Annotated in this window: 13 protein-coding genes; 8 read left to right on the top strand and 5 right to left on the bottom strand. The window is 41.1% G+C overall.

Translation table 11 applies throughout. From position 1 onward, the window contains the following. Positions 1-39 precede the first annotated feature (39 nt). The 3 genes from ldtD to PSF42_RS02190 all read left to right on the top strand — a co-directional run bounded on the left by ldtD (position 40) and on the right by PSF42_RS02190 (position 3,416). A complete protein-coding gene (gene ldtD / locus PSF42_RS02200) occupies positions 40-1,791 on the top strand; it encodes a L,D-transpeptidase (RefSeq protein WP_272679367.1) in 1,752 nt (583 codons plus the stop codon). Between the two features lie 389 nt (positions 1,792-2,180). Beyond that, positions 2,181-2,729 (top strand): YcbK family protein, encoded by a 549-nt coding sequence (locus PSF42_RS02195; protein WP_102138492.1) that lies wholly within the window; start codon positions 2,181-2,183, stop codon positions 2,727-2,729. Positions 2,730-2,768: 39 nt separating this feature from the next. Then, complete coding sequence (locus PSF42_RS02190; protein WP_272679366.1) at positions 2,769-3,416, top strand: MBL fold metallo-hydrolase; 648 nt, start codon at positions 2,769-2,771, stop codon at positions 3,414-3,416. A gap of 84 nt (positions 3,417-3,500) precedes the next feature. On the opposite strand, the gene PSF42_RS02185 is transcribed toward PSF42_RS02190, so the two are convergent. From PSF42_RS02185 to pncB, 4 genes are all read right to left on the bottom strand, one after another. Next, on the bottom strand, positions 3,501-4,691 hold the full coding sequence (locus PSF42_RS02185) for an amino acid aminotransferase (RefSeq protein ID WP_272679365.1): 1,191 nt from the start codon (positions 4,689-4,691) through the stop codon (positions 3,501-3,503). 407 nt (positions 4,692-5,098) lie between these two features. Next, complete coding sequence (gene ompC / locus PSF42_RS02180; RefSeq protein ID WP_272676865.1) at positions 5,099-6,211, bottom strand: porin OmpC; 1,113 nt, start codon at positions 6,209-6,211, stop codon at positions 5,099-5,101. Positions 6,212-6,778: 567 nt separating this feature from the next. Further along, complete coding sequence (asnS, locus tag PSF42_RS02175; RefSeq protein WP_125892655.1) at positions 6,779-8,179, bottom strand: asparagine--tRNA ligase; 1,401 nt, start codon at positions 8,177-8,179, stop codon at positions 6,779-6,781. A 490-nt stretch (positions 8,180-8,669) separates the two neighbouring features. After that, positions 8,670-9,884, bottom strand: a complete 1,215-nt coding sequence (gene pncB, locus PSF42_RS02170) for a nicotinate phosphoribosyltransferase (RefSeq protein WP_213914477.1) — start codon at positions 9,882-9,884, stop codon at positions 8,670-8,672. 557 nt (positions 9,885-10,441) lie between these two features. Between pncB and pepN the strand changes: the two genes are divergently transcribed. The 3 genes from pepN to PSF42_RS02155 all read left to right on the top strand — a co-directional run bounded on the left by pepN (position 10,442) and on the right by PSF42_RS02155 (position 15,211). After that, on the top strand, positions 10,442-13,060 hold the full coding sequence (pepN, locus tag PSF42_RS02165) for an aminopeptidase N (RefSeq protein ID WP_272679364.1): 2,619 nt from the start codon (positions 10,442-10,444) through the stop codon (positions 13,058-13,060). 329 nt (positions 13,061-13,389) lie between these two features. Next, on the top strand, positions 13,390-14,400 hold the full coding sequence (gene pyrD / locus PSF42_RS02160) for a quinone-dependent dihydroorotate dehydrogenase (protein ID WP_272679426.1): 1,011 nt from the start codon (positions 13,390-13,392) through the stop codon (positions 14,398-14,400). 265 nt (positions 14,401-14,665) lie between these two features. Then, positions 14,666-15,211 (top strand): cell division protein ZapC, encoded by a 546-nt coding sequence (locus tag PSF42_RS02155; RefSeq protein WP_102138502.1) that lies wholly within the window; start codon positions 14,666-14,668, stop codon positions 15,209-15,211. 133 nt (positions 15,212-15,344) lie between these two features. Here PSF42_RS02155 and PSF42_RS02150 read toward each other — a convergent pair whose 3' ends face one another. Then, positions 15,345-16,460, bottom strand: a complete 1,116-nt coding sequence (locus tag PSF42_RS02150) for a YcbX family protein (RefSeq protein WP_125892661.1) — start codon at positions 16,458-16,460, stop codon at positions 15,345-15,347. Between the two features lie 98 nt (positions 16,461-16,558). Between PSF42_RS02150 and rlmKL the strand changes: the two genes are divergently transcribed. Both rlmKL and PSF42_RS02140 read left to right on the top strand, forming a co-directional pair. After that, entirely contained in the window at positions 16,559-18,667 is a 2,109-nt protein-coding gene (gene rlmKL, locus PSF42_RS02145; RefSeq protein WP_125892663.1) for a bifunctional 23S rRNA (guanine(2069)-N(7))-methyltransferase RlmK/23S rRNA (guanine(2445)-N(2))-methyltransferase RlmL, read from the top strand. Positions 18,668-18,678: 11 nt separating this feature from the next. After that, entirely contained in the window at positions 18,679-20,589 is a 1,911-nt protein-coding gene (locus PSF42_RS02140; RefSeq protein WP_213914474.1) for an ABC transporter ATP-binding protein, read from the top strand. Positions 20,590-20,597 lie beyond the last annotated feature (8 nt).

Here is a 20,597-nt window from a genome sequence, read left to right as displayed (position 1 = left end):
AAAAATATTATTATCCATGTTGTAAATTAAGGTGGATGTATGGCAAAGAGAAGAGTGAGAGCTCTGCAAGTCTCGGTAATATGCGGGTTGATGGCGTTACAGTTTCCCGCATTCTCAAATGAAGAAAATACGCAGCAAAGTGTTTCTGAAGTTCAAACGATAGCTTCGGTGACACCAGCAGAAAGTTTAGTCAAAATAACACAGTCGCTTCCTGCGGATGTGAAACCTATCTTTTCTACGCAATTAGCAAAATTATACGCTGATAGGCAAATGCAGCTATTGTGGCAAGATGAAGCGGCAATTAGCCAATTTCAGCAACAATTGGCAGAACTATCCCTTTCTGGCGTTCAGCCTCAATTTGGGGAGTGGTTAGCGATACTGGAAAATAATCAGTTAAACGAGCTAGGCCGTGACGTTGTTTTATCTGATGCCATGCTTGGTTATTTACAGTATTTATCGTCGATAGAAGCGAATGGGCAATATTGGTTATACACTAATCGACCTTATAAAATTATGGCTCCAACGGCCGCTCAAATGAAACCATGGATAGATGCCATCGAGTCTAATAACTTAGGTGATTGGGTTAAATCGCAAGCCCCGAGTCACCCAATGTATTTGCCAATGCGCAAAGAAATGTTGAAATTATTAGCGATCCCTGAAGATAACCTGGAAATTGTGGGAACGAAAACATTAAAGCCAGGGCAGTCTAGCGATGATGTAGTTATTTTGCGTCAAATCTTGCAACGTGAAGGGTTACTTGAAGGCGGAAATGTAACCGAAGACATCGCGCCTCCTGAGACCATGGCTCAAGTAGCAGAACTGGCAACTGAACAAGCCACTGAATCGACAGGAACACTTGATGCACCTGCGAGCTCTGTGTCGAAAGTCTATGATCAAGAGCTCGTCGATGCGGTAAAAAAATTCCAATTGCAATATGGCTTAGAAGCAGACGGTGTTGTTGGAAAAGGCACGCGTGTTTGGTTAAACATGCAGCCTAAGCAGAAAGCAGGTTTAATGGCACTCAATATTCAACGCTTACGTATTATACCTGCAAGTAGTGGGACAGGGATTTTAGTGAATATTCCTGGCTACTCTTTAGATTTCTATTTAAATGACGAAGTGATTTTAGACTCTAAAGTGATTGTTGGTCGTGCTGATCGCAAAACACCAATCATGAGCAGTGCGCTAAACAATGTAGTTATTAACCCACCTTGGAGTGTGCCGACCAGTATGGCACGTAAAGATATCGCTCCAAGAGGAAAACAAGACCCAAGTTATTTTAGTCGTAAAGGATATACGGTTTATTCAGGGTGGGGCTCAGATTCTTATGAAATTGATCCTTATGCGATAGATTGGGAAAATATCACCCCCGCAAATTTCCCATACCGTATTCGGCAGGCACCAGGCCCAACTAACTCATTAGGACGCTATAAGTTTAATATGCCGAGTTCAGATGCGATTTATTTACACGATACACCAAACCATAGTTTATTTAATCGTAATGCACGTGCAATAAGCTCTGGATGTGTACGAGTGAATAAAGCAAGTGAGCTAGCGAGTATTTTATTAGGTGACGCAGGTTGGGAAAAAAAACGCATTGATGGTGCGTTGAAAGAAGGGTCAACACGGTATGTCAATATACCCGATAGGATCCCCGTTTTTCTGTATTACCAAACCGCATGGGTAGATAAAGACCAGCAACCACAATATCGAGCCGATATTTATCAATATGATAATTCGATTAATAATGCAGATAAATATTTGCCAATATTGAAAAAGATTTTACACTAATTGTAGTTTTTAATTTAAAGGGGGGATTTTCTCCCCTTAATTATTTTAAGAGTTAATTGCTTGAGCGCAGTTTTTTACACATTTCCATTCTGTGACCTTACCTCTAGGATCCGTTTTTATCTTATTTATTCCGTTGTTTTATGGTTGCTCAATCATTACTATTTTGCTTACCTTTGATAAAGGCAGCATATTTTGTGTCTTAAATTGCATGTTTCGAGCAGTTCTAGTGATAAAACTCTCTTTTTGACGAAAAATGCAATAAAATTTCTGCGAAGTATGCATATCTTTACATAATTATACATTAAAGATAAGCGTGATTTGCTAGACTCAATAGGTTGCCAAAATTTTATCGATTAATACTGAAAATATTAGAATCTGAGCTATCACCTATGGATATAATTGATCAATCCCGCAGAAAGTGGTTAGGTATTGGGGCCGCAACAGTTGGCCTTAGTTTATTACCAAGCCATGTATTTGCTGCGATGACGACCCCTAGACCACGTATTTTGCGTTTTCAAAACATTAATACAGGCGAATCGCTAAAAACTGAGTTTTTTGACGGGCGCCGTTATAATAAGTCTGAATTAGCGCGTTTAAATCATTTTTTCCGTGATTACCGTTGCGACAAAGTAAAAACTATTGACCCAAAACTGTTTGACCAAATCTATTTATTACAAATGATGATGGGAACAAACAAACCTGTCCAACTGATCTCTGGTTATCGTTCTTTAGAGACTAACAATAAATTGCGCAGTAAAAGCTCTGGCGTGGCAAAGAAAAGTTACCATACCCGTGGGCAAGCGATGGATTTCCATATCGAAGGGTTACAACTGAGCAATATCCGCAAAGCTGCGCTAAAAATGAAAGCGGGTGGTGTTGGTTACTATCCTCGAAGCAATTTTATACATATTGATACAGGACCTGCAAGAACGTGGTAATCTGTGCATAGGTGACACAGATTACGGAGTAATTGCTCGATGAAATATACTATTATCCCAGTAACACCATTTATGCAAAATTGCCACGTTATTTGGGATGAAAATACGTTAGATGCGGTTGTTGTTGACCCCGGCGGTGAAGCAGAAAAATTAATTTCTGCTATTGAAAACCTTGGGCTGAAGTTAACTAAAATTCTGTTAACACATGGTCATTCTGACCATATCGGTGCATCAGCTATTCTTTCTAAGCATTTTTCAGTGCCTATCTATGGCCCGCAAAAAGAAGACGCTTTTTGGATTGAAAACCTCGCAGAACAAAATGCGATGTTTTATATTGGTGAATGCCCTGACTTTACGCCGGATTACTGGTTAGAAGAAGGGGACAAAGTGACTTGCGGCAATATGGCATTTGATGTACTGCATTGCCCTGGTCATACACCCGGCCACATTATTTTTGTGAATCACGCCGATAAATTAATTTCAATGGGTGATGTCCTTTTTAAAGGGGGAGTCGGCCGAAGTGATTTTCCACGCGGTAATCATCAAGACCTAATTTCCTCTATAAAAAACAAAGTATTACCTCTAGGTGATGATTTTCAGTTCATTCCAGGGCATGGCCCCATGTCAAACTTAGGTTTTGAGCGTAAAACAAACCCTTTCTTGCAAGATGAACAACCTGTTTGGTGATTGATTTTGAAGAGCTTAATAGTTTGATGTAAAAGGCACCTAGTTAGGTGCCTTTTGTATTAGATAGCATGTGCTAAGTAATGATTACAGCACTTTAACGATAGCATCACACAGCGGAACCATGTTCTCTAAAGTTAAGCCCGCCACGTTAATACGGCCAGAGCTAACGGCATAGATACCAAATTCGCTACGTAGACGCTCTACCTGCTCTTTTGTTAGGCCACTGAAGGAGAACATACCGTTTTGGTTGATAATGAAGCTGAAGTCCTGTTTAGCGCCTTTTTCTTCCAATGTTTTCACTAACAGTTGGCGCATGCGTTTAATACGCTCACGCATTGCGGTTAATTCTTGGATCCATTCCGCTTTTAACACGTCATCAGAAAGGATAGTTGTCACCACTGCCGCACCGTGTGCTGGTGGGTTTGAGTAGTTTGCACGAATAACCGCTTTCGCTTGGCTAAATGCACGCTCTGCGTTGTCACTGTCTTTAGCAATGATGGTACAAGCACCGACACGCTCATTGTATAAACCGAAGTTTTTAGAGAATGAGCTCGCAACAATCATTTCAGGGTTGTTTTTGGTGAAAATACGCAGGCCTTCGGCATCTTCATCTAAGCCTTTTGCGAAACCTTGGTAGGCAAAGTCAAAAACCGGTAATAAGCCTTTGTCTGCACATAATGCGGCTAGTTTTGTCCATTGCTCAGCCGTTGGGTCAATACCCGTTGGGTTATGGCAGCAGCCGTGTAGAACAATCACATCACCGGCCACAGCAGATGACAGGCTGTTAAACATACCGTCGAAATCCATACCATGTTTTGCAGCGTCATAGTAGTTGTAAGTTAAAACTTCTAAACCAGCTGCTTCAAAGATATTTTTGTGGTTAGGCCAAGTTGGGTTGCTGATCCAAACACGCTTTGCGTTGGTTTGTTTAGCAATAAAATCTGCAGCGATACGCAGTGCGCCAGTACCACCCGGTGCTTGCGCTGTACGTGCACGTTTTGAGGTGACAATTTCATGTTGTGCACCGAATAACAGTTCTTGTGTTACACGGCCAAATTCTGGCATTCCGCTAATCGCAAGATAGTTTTTGGTGTTTTCGTTATCCAGCAGGAATTTTTCTGCTTTTTTAACGGTATCAAGCACAGGGGTTTTCCCTGATTCGTCTTTATAGACGCCAATACCTAAGTTGATTTTATTATCGCGGGGATCAGCACGGAAACTATCAGCAAGACCTAAGATTGGGTCAGCAGGGGCAGAAGTAATTTTTTCAAACATGTTGTCGATTCCAAAGCTCTGTAGTGGTACCCAAGACAATTTACAGTGTATGAAGGCGTAAGTGAGAATGCTTTTGGCTATCCTTGCTTGTAAACAGCCCATACAATTAAAATTGATGGATATAGCTGAAAACGGGTTTAGTCGAACGAGTCGAGTTCTCAGGGTAACGTGATAAAGGCTTTTTGCCAACCGTTTTACCAAAAATTGGCGAGATCTTGTGAGCTAGGTAGGAATTGCATGTAATCTAACCATAAATATCTATAAAGGTGGTGAATCAGTCTGTCTTACCGATAATTTGAGTGTTTCTAGGGGGGAAGTTTGAGGGAGAGGAAAAAATAAAAAAGCAGCGCCGAAGCGCTGCTTACAAAAACATGTTACTGTTTTCTAACTTATCAGTTAACTGATAATTAGAATTGGTAAACTAAACCTAAACCAACTACGTTGTCAGTGTTGATACCAGCAGCTTTAGTGAAGCTGTTGTCATCTAACAGGTTGATTTTATAGTCAACAACTGCAGACATGTTTTTGTTGAAGTAGTAGTAAGAACCAACAGAAATATATTTCAGGACGTCTTCATTACCATAGCTAACACCAGCACGGCTGTTCAGGCTCTTACCTTTAGACTGTACATAAGCAACAGATGGTTTTAAACCGAAATCAAACAGATATTGACCTACTAACTCAATGTTTTCAGTTTTGTTAGCAACTAAATCATATTTACCGTAGTGAGTCATGTTCAGAGTTTGACCATACATCGCTGCTAAGTAAACGTTGTTAGCGTCGAATTTAGCACCAACGTTCCATGCTTGAGCACGGTCACCAGTAGCTTCTGATGTTTTCTGGTTTTTAGTACGAGCAGAGTTAGAATAACCACCACCCAGTGTTACACCCCAGCCTAAGTCATAAGCTGTTGAGAAACCATAACCATCGCCGTTGTTTTTGTAAACTTCAGAAACACCAGATTTGTTAGTTTCGGTATTTTTACCTTGGTATTGCAGCGCGAAGCTTAAGCCATCAACATAACCGAACATGTCGCTGTTGCGGTAAGTTAACAGGTTACGGTTACGACCAGTCATGTAAGTATCAGTCTGAGCCATAGAGTCGCCGCCCCATAATGGCAGAACGTCGGTCCATGCAGCTGTATCATATACCACACCGTAGTTACGGCCGTAGTCGATTGAACCGAAATCAGCAAATTTCAGACCCGCATACGCTAAACGGTTTTTGTTGGTATTATCGTCTTCGCCTTTATTGGTTTTAGTTTCCCACTCGAAACGACCAAAACCAGTCAGTTGATCAGTGATTTGAGTATCACCTTTCAGGCCTAAACGAACGCGTGAATCATCACCATCTTCACTTTTTCCATTGCTACCTTTGCCATCTGCAAAGTAGTGACGAACGTCAACTTTACCGTAAACGTCTAATTTGTTGCCGTCTTTGTTGTATACTTCAGCTGCGTTTGCTGCACCAGCAGCTAACAGAGCTGGGATAACCATTGCAAGAATATTGCGTTTCATCATTATTATTACCCTCATTGGTGTTATTCGGACACCTGCCACTGCCAAAAATAATTCGCAAAAAATAATTGGAACTATTTGTGAGAGATTAGTGTCGTCTATGTCGGCGACCAGTGTTCCATTGCTAAATAAAATTATCCACCCTCAAAGTGCTACAAAATCAAAGATTCTGAAACAAATGGTAACAAGGTGTTTCAAAATGTAAAAAATAGACCAATAAATAACCGCTCATCGTACCAGTTTAAAAAATATTACAAAAATTAGGGAACTTTTTCAAAAGACAAATTGGTTTTTTTTTGAGCAGTTTAGCGAATGTAAAGTGGTTATTTATCACCAGTAAAAAGAGGATCGTGAGATTAAAAAGCAGATTATTCTTAGCGGTAGCAGATTGGTGCCATTTTGGGGTGAATTATAAGGTGATAACGTAAAAATTGTGATCGGGTTATCATGTGGCTGCAATTTTATGTAATGGACTGAAATAGTCCGTAGTTAAAAATATATTAGAGTGAAAAATAACGGGTCAACATTAGTTGACCCGTTATTTAGGGGGTTAATACAGAAAAGCGGTTATTAGAACGCAGCATTTCTTGGGGTACGTGGGAATGGAATGACTTCACGCACGTTACCGACACCAGTGACATAAGCTACTAAACGCTCAAAACCAAGGCCGAAACCTGAGTGAGGAACGGTGCCATAACGACGCAGATCACGGTACCACCAGTAATCTTCTTTATTCATACCCATTTCTTCAAGGCGGGCATCTAGCATATCAAGACGTTCTTCACGCTGTGAGCCACCGATGATCTCACCAATACCCGGTGCTAATACGTCCATCGCGGCAACCGTTTTGCCATCTTCATTGAGACGCATATAGAAAGCTTTGATGTCTTTCGGGTAGTTTTTCACAACAACAGGCGCTTTAAAGTGTTGTTCTGCTAAGTAGCGCTCATGTTCAGACGACATATCGACGCCCCAATAAACTGGGTTTTCGAATTTTTGACCACAAGTTTCAAGGATTTTAATGGCATCCGTGTAATCAACTTGTGCAAAGTCTGAGTTAACAAAGCTTTCTAAGCGGTTGATAACGTCTTTATCAACACGTTGTGCAAAGAACTCTAAGTCGTCGCGGCGTTCTTCAAGAGCAGCTTTGAAGGCGAATTTCAACATTTTTTCTGCCAGACCTGCGACATCGTCTAAAGAGGCAAAAGCCACTTCAGGTTCGACCATCCAGAACTCAGCTAAGTGACGGCTAGTATTTGAGTTTTCAGCACGGAAGGTTGGGCCGAAAGTATAGACTTTGCTAATTGCGGTTGCGTAAGCTTCACCATTCAGTTGGCCTGATACAGTTAAGAACGCTTCGCGACCAAAGAAGTCTTCGCTGAAGTCCACTTCACCTTTGTCATTACGTGGCAGGTTGTTGTAGTCCAGTGTGGAAACACGGAACATCTCACCTGCGCCTTCGGTATCGGAAGCGGTAATGATTGGCGTAGAAACCCAGAAGTAGCCTTGTTCATCAAAGAAACGGTGGATTGCTTGCGCTAAAGTGTGGCGCACACGTGCAACAGCACCAATTAAGTTAGTGCGCGGGCGCAAGTGCGCTGCTTCACGTAAAAACTCAACACTGTGGCGTTTTGCTGCCATTGGGTAGGTGTCAGGGTCTTCAACCCAGCCAACGACTTTTACAGCAGTGGCTTCAAGTTCAAATGATTGACCTTGGCCTGGGGATTCTTTTACGGTACCCGTAACTTCAACTGAACAACCCGTTGTGAGGTGCAGGACTTCGTCATTATAATTAGATATATTATTATTAATGATAGCCTGTAACGGATTAAAGCAAGAACCGTCATAAACGGCGAGGAAAGAAAAACCAGCATTTGAATCTCTCCTTGTACGTACCCAGCCTTGAACGGTGACTTCTGTGCCTACCGCCACTCGGCCTTGCAGTACGTCGACTACAGGCGCTACTATCATATAATTCACTCTCTTCATATTTAACGATATCTACTTCGACTATCTCAATCCGTCATACTTCGAGCCGTAGATGCGTTGGCTTCACAAACCGACCCTAGTCACATACTTATGTATGCTCCTAGGGCTCACTTTGTTTGCCGCCTTCCTACAACTCGAATTATTTAGGATGTAATTCAAATTGTTTTAAATCCATTCGACCGCTTATATCTATGAATATTATTCAAAAAATGTCATCGGCTTATGGCGATTAAAATAGTTAAAGTAGGGATATTAACGAAATCCCATTTTTCAGGGGCCAAAGCTCTATGTTACTTGCCATTTATTAGGAAACAAGTAAAAAATCGCGATAAAACATTTCTGTTGAAGCGAAGCGTGGGTATTGAGCTTAAAAGCTATAGTAATAGTAAGTGAATAAAAGAAAAAGAGGGTTTTGAAGCTCTGGGCAAGAAAAGTGCAAATTCTTACTCAGAGCTGGGGAAAAGCGACTTAGTTAACAGGCTTTTTCCATTTTAGGTAGGTCGAACGCTTTTCTGAGTTGATTGACGAACTCATCATCTTCACAAATGGTTTTTCCTGGGCTATCAGATAGCTTAGCGACAGGTTTACCATTGCACTCTACGAGTTTAATCACAATATTCAACGGGGTTACATTTGGAATATTGCAGGTTAGACGCGTGCCGATACCAAAAACAAGGTTAATCCGCTGATGAAAATAACGATATAATTCAAGTGCTTTCTGTAAGTCTAAACTGTCTGAGAACACTAGCGTTTTGCTCATAGGGTCAATCCCCAATTTTTGGTAATGAGCAATGGCTTTTTCACCCCATTCGATCGGGTCCCCTGAATCATGGCGCAATCCTTGGTAGCGGTTCGCAAAGTTAACATCAAAATCACGCAAAAAAGCATCCATGGTGATACAGTCAGTTAATGCGACACCCAAGTGATTAGGATATTCATCTAGCCAACTTTGTAATGCTTCGCGTTGGCTATTTGCTAATTCAGGGCTGATTTGCTGGTGGGCTTGGAACCATTCATGGGCTTGTGTGCCAACAGGGGATAAATCTAATTCGTGTGCAAGTTTGTAATTGCTTGTCCCAACAAGATAAGGAAATTCTTGTTTAAGCATTGAAACAATGGCGGATTGTACGTCGTAGGAGAAACGGCGGCGTGTACCAAAGTCCATGAGCTTAAAGTGAGACAAATCAAGCTGGTGTTCATCGGCTTGTTGATAGAAAACATTTAGCAGCTTTTTGAGTTGCTGAACAGCATCGTCAGGATGAATGTTTGGATGCCTATCTTTTTGGATGATTTCACTGACTAATGCAAGGAGTGGTACCTCCCACATGATCACTTCACGCCAAGGCCCACTAATGCGAATAGCCAATTGGCCTTCGTCGGTGGTACTGACAACGACTTGTTCTGGGTTAAAGCGGAATGACCTTAACCACATAAGGTAGTCTTCTTGGAAAAAAGGTAAGCGGCGGAGAAAACCCAGTTCATCATCAGAAAGTGACAATTTAGCCATTAACTGAATTTGTTGCCTAATTTCATCGGCGTAAGCACCTAAGATTTCACTGCTACGACAGCGAAATTCAGCGACAACCGGTACCTGATAGTAACGGTGGAAAACGGCCTGCTGCATATGAAGCTTGTAAGCATCGGTATCAAGCAGTGATGTAATAATTGGTGTAGCGTCTAGATTCATGGAACGCAGACATCCTCGCGGAGCTTATCTTTACCACTAATGCTGTTAATTTTTACTCTTGTTTCCCTTGAAAGCTGTTTGATTTTCAAAAAGTCACAATGAGATAAAAGTTGCAATAGTTGTTAGCTAAATCGTTAAAGTTGCAAAAGTATACCCACTTTAGCAAAAGATAGAAGTGTTATTCTACCTCTTGCTTTCAAGGAGCACGGCAATCTAAATTCGCGTATTGCTTTTTTGTATGACTATTTTCTGTATTACTATGGAATCAAATAAATACGCTTTATTCGTATTGTGCCTCATAGAAACAGATAAAAGCATTAATCACCAAAAGATACTAACACGCCATAAAATATTTAATAGTGCAATAGCACCAACAAGCAAACGAATTTTTAACAAAGTTAAGTACGGTGTGTTATATAAAACTAACATGGCTATAAAAATAGATAACATTTTTTGATGAAAATGTTTCTCAAATCCATTCACATTATTGTGGCTTATAGTATTGTATAAGTAATAAAGTAGTACGATATTGAATATAACGAATTAAAAGGTTACTTATGACCCAGTTAAGACAAGCGAAATATCGTCAGGATTATCAAGCACCTGATTACACAATTACAGAGATTGACCTCGATTTTAATCTTGACCCAGTGAAAACGATTGTTACCGCAGTAAGTAAGGTAAAACGCCTTAATCCGCAATCTTCAACGCTTGAGCTCAATGGCGAAGATTTATCGTTAGTCAGCCTAGAAGTCGATGGCAAAGCGTGGCAAAACTATAAAGAATCCGAAGGTAAATTAATTATTGAATCATTGCCTGAATCTTTCACACTACGGATTGTGAATGAAATTAGCCCTGAGAAAAATACTGCGCTAGAAGGGTTATATGTTTCAGGTGAGGCGTTATGCACACAATGTGAAGCAGAAGGTTTCCGCCATATTACCTATTACCAAGACCGACCAGATGTATTAGCTCGCTATACCACCACAATTACAGCGGATAAATCACGTTATCCTTATTTACTTTCAAATGGGAACCGTATCGCAGAAGGTGAGTTAGAAGACGGCCGCCATTGGGTTAAGTGGGAAGACCCATTCCCGAAACCAAGTTATTTATTTGCCTTAGTCGCAGGTGATTTTGACGTTTTAAAAGACACCTTTGTCACTCGCAGTGGTCGTGAAGTTGCGTTAGAGCTCTTTGTTGATAAAGGCAATTTAGACCGTGCTCCTTGGGCAATGCAGTCCCTTAAAAATGCCATGAAATGGGATGAAGAACGCTTTGGTTTAGAGTATGACCTTGATATCTATATGATTGTTGCTGTTGATTTCTTCAACATGGGAGCAATGGAAAATAAAGGGTTGAATGTCTTTAACTCGAAATATGTTTTAGCCAAAAGCGAAACCGCGACAGATAAAGACTATCTGAATATCGAATCCGTGATTGGCCACGAGTATTTCCATAATTGGACAGGAAACCGCATTACTTGTCGTGATTGGTTCCAATTGAGCCTTAAAGAAGGGCTAACCGTTTTCCGCGATCAAGAATTTAGTTCAGATTTAGGTTCTCGCTCTGTTAACCGTATCAACAATGTCAAAGTAATGCGTTCAGCCCAGTTTGCTGAGGATGCAAGCCCAATGGCGCACCCAATTCGCCCAGATAAAGTCATTGAAATGAACAACTTCTATACTTTGACTGTGTATGAAAAAGGGTCGGAAGTTATTCGCATGATCCACACTCTGTTGGGTGAGGAGATGTTCCAAGCAGGTATACAACTTTATGTTCATCGCCATGATGGCAGTGCAGCAACCTGTGACGATTTTGTGCAGGCGATGGAAGATGCGTCAAATGTTGATTTATCACTATTTCGTCGTTGGTATAGCCAGTCAGGGACACCCGTTTTAACTGTGCGTGATGAATATTCACCAGAAAAACAGCAATATACGCTACATGTTAGCCAAATGACGCCACCGACGGCAGATCAAGCAGAGAAGCAACCATTGCATATCCCATTGGATATTGAGCTCTATGATGAGCAAGGTGGAATTATCACGCTAAAACGTGAGGGGAGCGTCGTGAATTCGGTGCTAAACATTACGCAAGAAACTCAAACGTTTGTTTTTGATGAGGTGACAAGCCGCCCAGTTCCATCTTTATTACGTGAGTTTTCAGCCCCTGTAAAATTAGATTACAACTACACAGATGAGCAACTGGCTTTCTTGATGCAGCACGCAAGTAATGAATTCTCTCGTTGGGATGCGGCTCAACAACTCATTAATAATTATGTAAAAATTAATGTGGCTCATTATCAAAAAGGTGAAGCATTAGTTTTACCTGAGCCAGTGGTAGATGCTTTTCGGGGTGTATTATTAAGTGATTCGATTGATCCTGCATTAGTCGCATTGATCTTAACGTTACCTTCCGAAAACGAGCTAGCAGAATTATTTACGGTTATCGACCCTGTTGCGATCCACGAAGTTGTGAACTTTATTCATCATCATTTAGCGGTAGAAATGCATGATGAACTTCTCTCGGTTTATCGATCCATACATATTGATGGTTATCGTGTTGATCACCAAGATATTGCTAAACGCTCATTGCGTAACATTTGCCTGCAATACTTAGCAGCGGGTGATGATAGCGAGCTGGCGAACAAACTAGTGTTGGAACAATACGAATCAGCGGATAACATGACGGATTCATTGGCCGCATTGACCGCAGCAAACGAATCACAGTTACCTTGTAAAGCCCAGTTAATGTCAGATTTTGATGAGCGCTGGCATCATGACGGGTTAGTCATGGATAAGTGGTTTACATTACAAGGGGCGAACCCTGCAAAAGAAGCGCTTGCTAATGTACGTGAATTATTGGATCACCGCTCATTTAGCATGGGTAACCCTAACCGTGTTCGCTCACTTGTTGGGGCTTTCACTGCGGGGAATCCTGTTAATTTCCATGCAGAAGATAGCAGTGGTTACCAATTTTTGTATGAAATTTTAGTTGATCTCAATACGCGCAACCCGCAAGTGGCTTCAAGATTGATTGAGCCGTTGATCCGTTTAAAACGTTACGACGAAAAGCGCCAAGCACAGATGCGTAAAGTGCTTGAGCAATTAAAAGCACTTGATAACCTGTCTGGTGATCTATTTGAAAAAATAACCAAAGCGTTAGAAAGCTAGTTTATATATAGCTAGCTAGTTGTTGGTTTTAATAAGCCGCTAAAAAATTTCATTTAGCGGCTTATTATTGTTTATGACAAAAGTGGAATATTAAATGAGAGATAACTCTCATAAAATGCTTGTTTTCCCTCGAAAACCCAGGCAAATGCATTTTTATTGATTTTTTCATAGTAAAAGGATGGTGAGATAGGGTAATCTATAGCGCGTTTTATCCGACGAAAAAACCGCATGTATGAATGAAAGCTCGGCAAATTGTATTTGGCGGGGTTTTAGCGTGCGATATGATGTCTACTCTATTGAAACGTACTAGTAAAAATAGGTTATTGGATATGCTATATCACCTTGCCCGCAAGGCACTGTTCCAGCTCGACCCTGAAAAAGCACATGAATTGACTTTTCGCCAGCTTCAACGTTTGAATCATTCCCCTTTCCAATGTCTTATTCGCCAATCTGTTGCCACTAAACCCGTTCAATGCATGGGGCTTTCCTTCAAAAACCCACTAGGGCTCGCCGCGGGTTTAGATAAAGATGGTGAATGTATTGATGCATTTGGTGCCATGGGGTTTGGGTTTATAGAAATTGGTACGGTAACCCCTCGTCCTCAGTCAGGTAATGACAAACCGCGGTTATTTCGACTTGTAGAAGCTGAAGGTTTAATTAACCGGATGGGGTTTAATAATAAAGGTGTCGATAACCTTGTAGAGAATGTTAAAAAATCGAATTATGGCGGGATCATTGGTATCAATATTGGTAAAAATAAAGATACGCCAGTCGAACAAGGTAAAGATGACTATTTAATTTGCATGGATAAGGTCTATGCACATGCTGGTTATATTGCTATTAATATTTCCTCACCAAATACGCCTGGGCTACGAACATTACAATATGGTGAAGCACTGGATGATTTATTAAGTAGCATAAAAGCAAAGCAACTGGAATTACAATTACAGCACCAAAAATATGTGCCTGTTGCTGTAAAAGTTGCGCCTGATTTATCTGAAGAGGAAATTATCCAAGTTTCAGATAGCCTAGTTAGACATAATATCGATGGCGTTATTGCGACGAATACCACGTTAGACCGCTCTTTGGTTCAAGGGATTAGTCATTGTAATGAAACGGGGGGATTAAGTGGTCGTCCTGTGCAATTAAAAAGTACGCAAGTTATTAAACTTATTTCACGTGAGTTAAATGGAAAACTGCCAATAATTGGCGTCGGTGGAATTGATTCTCTTACGGCTGCACGTGAAAAAATGGAAGCGGGTGCCTCTTTAATTCAAATTTATTCTGGTTTTATTTACCATGGGCCAAAATTAATTAAAGATATTGTTAATCATATCTAGTAATAAATTGTAAATTTACGTATCAAGGGGGTTTATTTATGCCCCCTTTTAAACTATATTGCTAATAGTGGCTATTTTTATATCAAATTGATACCAATTTGCAGCTAGTTTGCTATTTAGATAACGACATTATCCGACTATTTATAAAGTAATTTATTTAGCAGTTAATTTAGCGCATAAAAATACACTTTAGAGTAAATTTAGAAAAGATCATGATATCGATCCTTTCTGTTATATTTACCGGTAAATCGCTAAAGGATCGTTTATGAATATTAAACCTGATGATCATTGGCGTTGGTATTTTGATCATGACCATAATAGGGTGATGTTAGATCTCGCCAACGGCATGATATTTCGTTCATGTTTTCCTGCTAAGATGCTAACGGTTTTTGCTCGTAATGAGATGCCATTTAGCATCGAAGATGCAGGTGAATATTATTTATTCGATGAACAGGCTAAAAGATTAAATATTACTCATGAAGAAAGAGCTGAATTAGTCTTAAATAGCTTAGTTGCTTTTCGTTTTTTAAAACCACAGATGCCAAAGAGTTGGTATTTTTCTTCATTTCACTATATTCGTGAGCCTAAGCAAGGGCAAATAATTCAAGTGTGTTTAGAAAATACGAACCGTTACTTCACATTTATTATTGCGGAAGCTGGTCCATCTGCGAGTTTATGTTTATTAGCTGAACCAATATTAGAATTACCCGATCGAACTTTACGGTTTTGCGATCCTATTAAGATCATGAACGATCGCATGCTTGAGTATTCATCTAAAGTGAAACGTCAACTATATGGTAATGCTATTTAGGTGATCACTTAAGATCGTGGAAAAAAGAATAACTAAATAAATAGGCTTTTTGCTAATTTAATGAATCCCAGTTTGCGTGTTTAACACCATCATAGAATTGAACCCTTGATGGTGTTAAAAATAAAACCAGTGCTTAGTTAAACGCTAATTTAACAGATGTTTTCGGGATACAACTACAGGCGAGTATATAACCGTTTTCTTTAATGGCACTTTGTTTTAAGGGGGTGACTTCTCCTGAAATCAGTTTGATTTTACAGCGGCCGCAGATACCAGCACGACATGAATAAGGGATAGTTAAACCATTGGATTCTAATTGCTCAAGGATCACATTTTGGTTATCACCTTCATATTCTGTTTCTTCAAAAACTAAACTGACATTATTGGCTTGGGTCTTCAAGCTATTAGCTGCTAGGTCACTTTCACGTTCTTGAACTAAATATTGTTTTGCTGGTTTAGTTTCTAGTACCGTCAGGGTATCACCAACACGAATAACCCCCGTATTTTTAATAATCACATTTTGTCCGAAATCGACATCACCAGTTTCATCTGAACGGAAGGTTTGCAGTGTCGCAAGTGGCTCACTGTGGGGATGTTTAATTCCTTTTTCTGGGCTAACGGTCGTTAAAATGCACCGGCTACATGGCCTATCTAATGTAAAAACGACATCACCAATTTGAATGGTTTTCCATGTGTCTTCTTCAAAAGGCTTGGCACCTGTAATGATTAAATTGCCACGAAACTGCTCTAATTTAATACTCGCAGGGCAACGGCGCTGTAGTTCTTGGACTGAAGCTTCGTTGATCAGTAAGAAAGGGTAGCCATCAGCAAAAGACATCGGCACATCTTGGTGTTCTTTGACACGGCGAGAAAGCTGTGGGCTCAGCCAGCGTAGTTGTACGGGCTCATCAAAAAAGGTACTTAACCAACTATTTATCGCTTCAGGTGCAATAAGTGCATGAAAATGATTACCCCAAACTTCAGTAGGGCTCTGCTTCTCGTTAAAGTCCTGATACAATACCGTTGCACTTTCGCCATTTGGTGCTCGCAAGTGAAGACCATTATTGAGCATTACCGGTGTAAAAAGTAACATTTGTGGATATTTTCTCGCCGTAATAAACTTACCTTCCAGCGTGGTTACCATAAAATTACGATCAAAAGTCAAACCGCTAATATCAGCGAAGGCGTGGGATAAACGAACTCCTCGCATAGATTTAACTGGGTGTGTGTAAAGGCGCGAAAGCGTTATCATTTTTTAATCCTTATAATTGTGCGTAGCAACTTTATGACAACTGCATAAGATTAGCTATAATGCGCAACAATTTTTCATCCAAATTGGTAATAAATACTATGAATTCTCTGTTTGCCAGCACAGCTCGCGGCCTTGAAGAACTACTGAAAACGGAATTAGAATCGCTTGGCGCTAGCCAATGCAAAGTGGCCCAAGGGGGTGTCTATTTTCAGGCCGACGAACGTGTGATGTATCAAAGCCTACTGTGGAGTCGGCTGGCATCGCGTATTTTATTGCCACTGAATGATTTTGATGTCTACAGTGACCTAGATTTGTACCTCGGTGTACAAGCTATCGACTGGAGTGAGATTTTTTCAGTCAATGATACCTTTGTTGTTCATTTTACGGGGACTAACGAAGAAATTCGCAATAGCCAATACGGCGCATTGAAAGTGAAAGATGCTATCGTAGACAGCTTTGTACGCAAGCTTGACCAGCGGCCTGATGTGGCTCGCCAGCAAGCGGATATTCGTATTAACGTCTATCTGAATAAAGAGAAAGCCAGTGTGGCTCTCGATTTGAGTGGTGATTCATTACATATTCGTGGCTACCGCGATTTGGCAGGCCAAGCCCCCTTAAAAGAGACACTGGCAGCAGCAATTATTAACCGTTCAGGTTGGCAGCAAGGAACTCCTTTGGTCGACCCGATGTGTGGTTCAGGAACATTGTTAATTGAAGCCGCAATGATGGCAACGGATAAAGCCCCCGGCTTACACCGTACTCATTGGGGGTTTTATGCATGGTCTAAATTTAACGCGGAACTTTGGCGTGAATTAACCACGGAAGCGCAAGTGCGTTTCCGCCAAGGTTTGAAAGAGACGACATCGCGCTTTTATGGTTTTGATATCGATAAGCGTGTACTTGAAATGGCTCGTGCGAACGCACGCCGGGCAGGGTTACAAGATTTAATCACCTTTAAGCAAGGTGATGCCGCTGCATTGGAAAACCCAGTTAAGGTCGATACGTTAGGCACAATCATTAGCAACCCCCCGTATGGTGAGCGTTTAGAAAGTGAGCCTGCTTTAATTGCGCTACATAGTCAGTTAGGGCGGATCGTGAAGGCCCGCTTCCCTGGTTGGCGTTTATCGATTTTTAGTGCTTCTCCCGAGCTACTCAGCTGCTTGCAACTGCGTTCAGAGCGTGAGTTTAAAGCCAAAAACGGCCCTTTAGATTGCGTTCAAAAGAATTATCAATTAGCGGCTACACCGTCAGAGACCATCGCGGAAATTTCACCTGATTTTGCAAATCGCTTACGTAAAAATATCAAGAAATTAAGTAAATGGGCAAAGCAGCAAGGGATCGATTGCTACCGTGTTTATGATGCCGACCTACCTGAATACAATGTTGCGGTTGATATTTATGGCGATAAGGTGGTGATCCAAGAATATGCACCGCCAAAAACCGTTGATGAACGCAAAGCTCGTCAACGCCTGTTTGATGTGATCACTGCAACAATGAATGTGCTAGAACTGACATCGAATCAGCTAGTGTTAAAAACGCGTCAGCGCCAAAAAGGCAAGCAGCAGTATGAGAAATTAGCGCAAAAAGACGATTTCTTTTTAGTGCAAGAATACAATGCGAAAATGTTGGTGAATTTGACGGACTATCTGGATACGGGGTTATTTCTTGACCATCGTATTGCCCGTAAAATGTTAGGCCAGATGAGTAAAGATGCAGATTTCTTAAATTTGTTCTGTTACACCGGTACCGCGACTGTACATGCGGGGCTTGGTGGCGCGAAAAGTACCACTTCCGTTGATATGTCACGTACTTATCTTGAGTGGGCTGAAAAAAATCTACAAGCGAACGGACTTACAGGTCGCCAGCACCGTTTAATTCAAGCGGACTGCTTGAGTTGGCTAGCGAATAGCCGGGAACAATTTGATGTGATCTTTATTGATCCCCCAACATTCTCAAATTCAAAACGCATGGATGGTACGTTTGATGTGCAACGGGATCATATCCAATTGATTACCCACCTAAAGCGGTTATTACGCCGTGGTGGAACCGTAATGTTTTCTAATAACAAACGTGGTTTCAAAATGGATCTTGAAGCAATTAAAGAATTAGGTTTACAAGCGCAAGAAATCACAGCGAAAACACTGTCAGAAGATTTTGCTCGTAACCGTCAAATACATAACTGCTGGCTAATTAGCCACGCAGAGTAAGGATAGAATCAATGGCTTTAATTAATTTGTCGGGTGCATACCTTTCGTTTAGTGATGCCCCATTACTGGATAATACCGAAATTCATATCGAAGATAACGAACGTGTATGTTTGGTTGGCCGCAATGGTGCAGGTAAATCAACGTTAATGCGTGTGTTAACGAAAGAACAGCCGTTAGATGATGGCCAATTGGTTTATGAGCAAGATTTAGTTGTTGCACGCTTGCAGCAAGACCCTCCGCGTAATATTGAAGGCACTATTTTTGATTTTGTGGCTGAAGGTGTTGCAGAACAAGCTCAGTACCTCAAAGATTATCACCATGTTGCGAAAGAGGTCGAAACCGACCCGAGTGAAAAAAATCTAAATAAATTGGCTGAATTGCAAGAGGTGTTAGATAACCGTAATTTATGGTTATTAGATTCTCGTATCAGTGATGTGCTGAAAAAACTCGGTTTACCTGCAGATGCAGAACTGTCTTCATTATCAGGTGGTTGGCTACGTAAAGCGGCTTTGGGCCGTGCGTTAGTGAGTAACCCGCGAGTACTCTTTTTAGATGAGCCAACCAACCACTTAGATATAGAAACAATTCTTTGGCTGGAAAATTTCCTAAAAGATTTCCAAGGTAGCATCGTATTTATTTCCCATGACCGTTCATTTATCCGTAATATGGCAACCCGTATTATTGATTTAGACCGTGGGAAATTAGCATCTTGGCCGGGTAATTATGATGACTACTTGGTGAATAAAGAAGAAGCTTTGCGTGTTGAAGAGATGCAAAATGCGGAATTTGACCGCAAATTAGCCCAAGAAGAGACGTGGATCCGCCAAGGTATTAAAGCGCGACGTACTCGTAACGAAGGGCGTGTTCGTGCGTTAAAAGCCCTACGGGTAGAGCGTTCACAGCGTCGTGAAGTGATGGGCACAGCGAAAATGCAAGTGGGTGAAGCTGCCCGTTCTGGCAAAATTGTATTTGAAATGGAAAATGTGAATTACCAGATTGATAATAAAGTACTGGTAAAAGATTTTTCAGCTCAAGTATTACGTGGCGATAAAATCGCGCTAGTTGGGCCAAACGGTTGTGGTAAAACAACATTATTGCGTTTGATGTTGGGGGATTTGCAAGCAGATAGCGGACGAGTGCATTGTGGGACTAAGTTGGAAGTTGCTTATTTCGACCAGCACCGCGCAGCATTGGACCCAGATAAAACCGTGATGGATAATTTAGCGGAAGGTAAACAAGAAGTCATGGTGAATGGTAAGCCACGCCATGTTCTCGGCTATTTGCAAGACTTTATGTTCCCGCCAAAACGTGCAATGACACCGGTTAGGGCACTTTCTGGAGGTGAGCGTAATCGGTTATTGCTTGCGCGTTTATTCCTAAAACCAAGTAACTTATTGATCCTCGATGAACCGACTAACGACCTTGATGTCGAAACTTTAGAGTTACTTGAAGAATTAGTTGATGGTTACCAAGGAACGGTTTTATTGGTTAGCCATGACCGAGAGTTTGTCGATAACAGCGTGACGGAATGCTGGATCTTTGAAGGTAATGGCGTGATTAACCGTTTTGCTGGCGGGTATTACGATGCTCAACAGCAAAGAGCACAAACCGTGAGTTTGAAAGCAGAACAAACAGGTAAAGTGGCTGGCCAAGATAAACCAACGAAACCGAAAGAAGCGGTAAAGCGGTCAAATAAGCTCAGTTATAATTTATTACGTGAATTGGAACAGTTGCCAGCAAAATTGGAACAACTTGAAAGTGATATTGAAGCACTACAAGCTCAAGTTGGCGATGCAGATTTTTTCAACCAACCGCATGATGTAACAGAAAAAACGCTGACTCAGCTATCTGCAAAAGAAGCTGAATTAGAGCAAGCGTTTGACCGTTGGCAAGAGCTTGAATTACTGAAAAACGGCGAATGACGCTTTAA

The sequence above is a fragment of the Providencia sp. PROV032 genome (assembly GCF_028484875.1).
In the GTDB taxonomy this organism is placed as follows: Bacteria; Pseudomonadota; Gammaproteobacteria; order Enterobacterales; family Enterobacteriaceae; genus Providencia; species Providencia rettgeri_E.
Note: the sequence above shows the minus strand (reverse complement) of the source record. Positions and strands in the feature narration are given on the sequence as shown.

Excerpts from the sequence above, each read along its gene's own strand:
- ldtD (WP_272679367.1), top strand. The coding sequence starts at position 40 with ATGGCAAAGAGAAGAGTGAGAGCTCTGCAAGTCTCGGTAATATGCGGG.
- PSF42_RS02195 (WP_102138492.1), top strand. The coding sequence starts at position 2,181 with ATGGATATAATTGATCAATCCCGCAGAAAGTGGTTAGGTATTGGGGCC.
- PSF42_RS02190 (WP_272679366.1), top strand. The coding sequence starts at position 2,769 with ATGAAATATACTATTATCCCAGTAACACCATTTATGCAAAATTGCCAC.
- PSF42_RS02185 (WP_272679365.1), bottom strand. The coding sequence starts at position 4,691 with ATGTTTGAAAAAATTACTTCTGCCCCTGCTGACCCAATCTTAGGTCTT.
- ompC (WP_272676865.1), bottom strand. The coding sequence starts at position 6,211 with ATGATGAAACGCAATATTCTTGCAATGGTTATCCCAGCTCTGTTAGCT.
- asnS (WP_125892655.1), bottom strand. The coding sequence starts at position 8,179 with ATGATAGTAGCGCCTGTAGTCGACGTACTGCAAGGCCGAGTGGCGGTA.
- pncB (WP_213914477.1), bottom strand. The coding sequence starts at position 9,884 with ATGAATCTAGACGCTACACCAATTATTACATCACTGCTTGATACCGAT.
- pepN (WP_272679364.1), top strand. The coding sequence starts at position 10,442 with ATGACCCAGTTAAGACAAGCGAAATATCGTCAGGATTATCAAGCACCT.
- pyrD (WP_272679426.1), top strand. The coding sequence starts at position 13,390 with ATGCTATATCACCTTGCCCGCAAGGCACTGTTCCAGCTCGACCCTGAA.
- PSF42_RS02155 (WP_102138502.1), top strand. The coding sequence starts at position 14,666 with ATGAATATTAAACCTGATGATCATTGGCGTTGGTATTTTGATCATGAC.
- PSF42_RS02150 (WP_125892661.1), bottom strand. The coding sequence starts at position 16,460 with ATGATAACGCTTTCGCGCCTTTACACACACCCAGTTAAATCTATGCGA.
- rlmKL (WP_125892663.1), top strand. The coding sequence starts at position 16,559 with ATGAATTCTCTGTTTGCCAGCACAGCTCGCGGCCTTGAAGAACTACTG.
- PSF42_RS02140 (WP_213914474.1), top strand. The coding sequence starts at position 18,679 with ATGGCTTTAATTAATTTGTCGGGTGCATACCTTTCGTTTAGTGATGCC.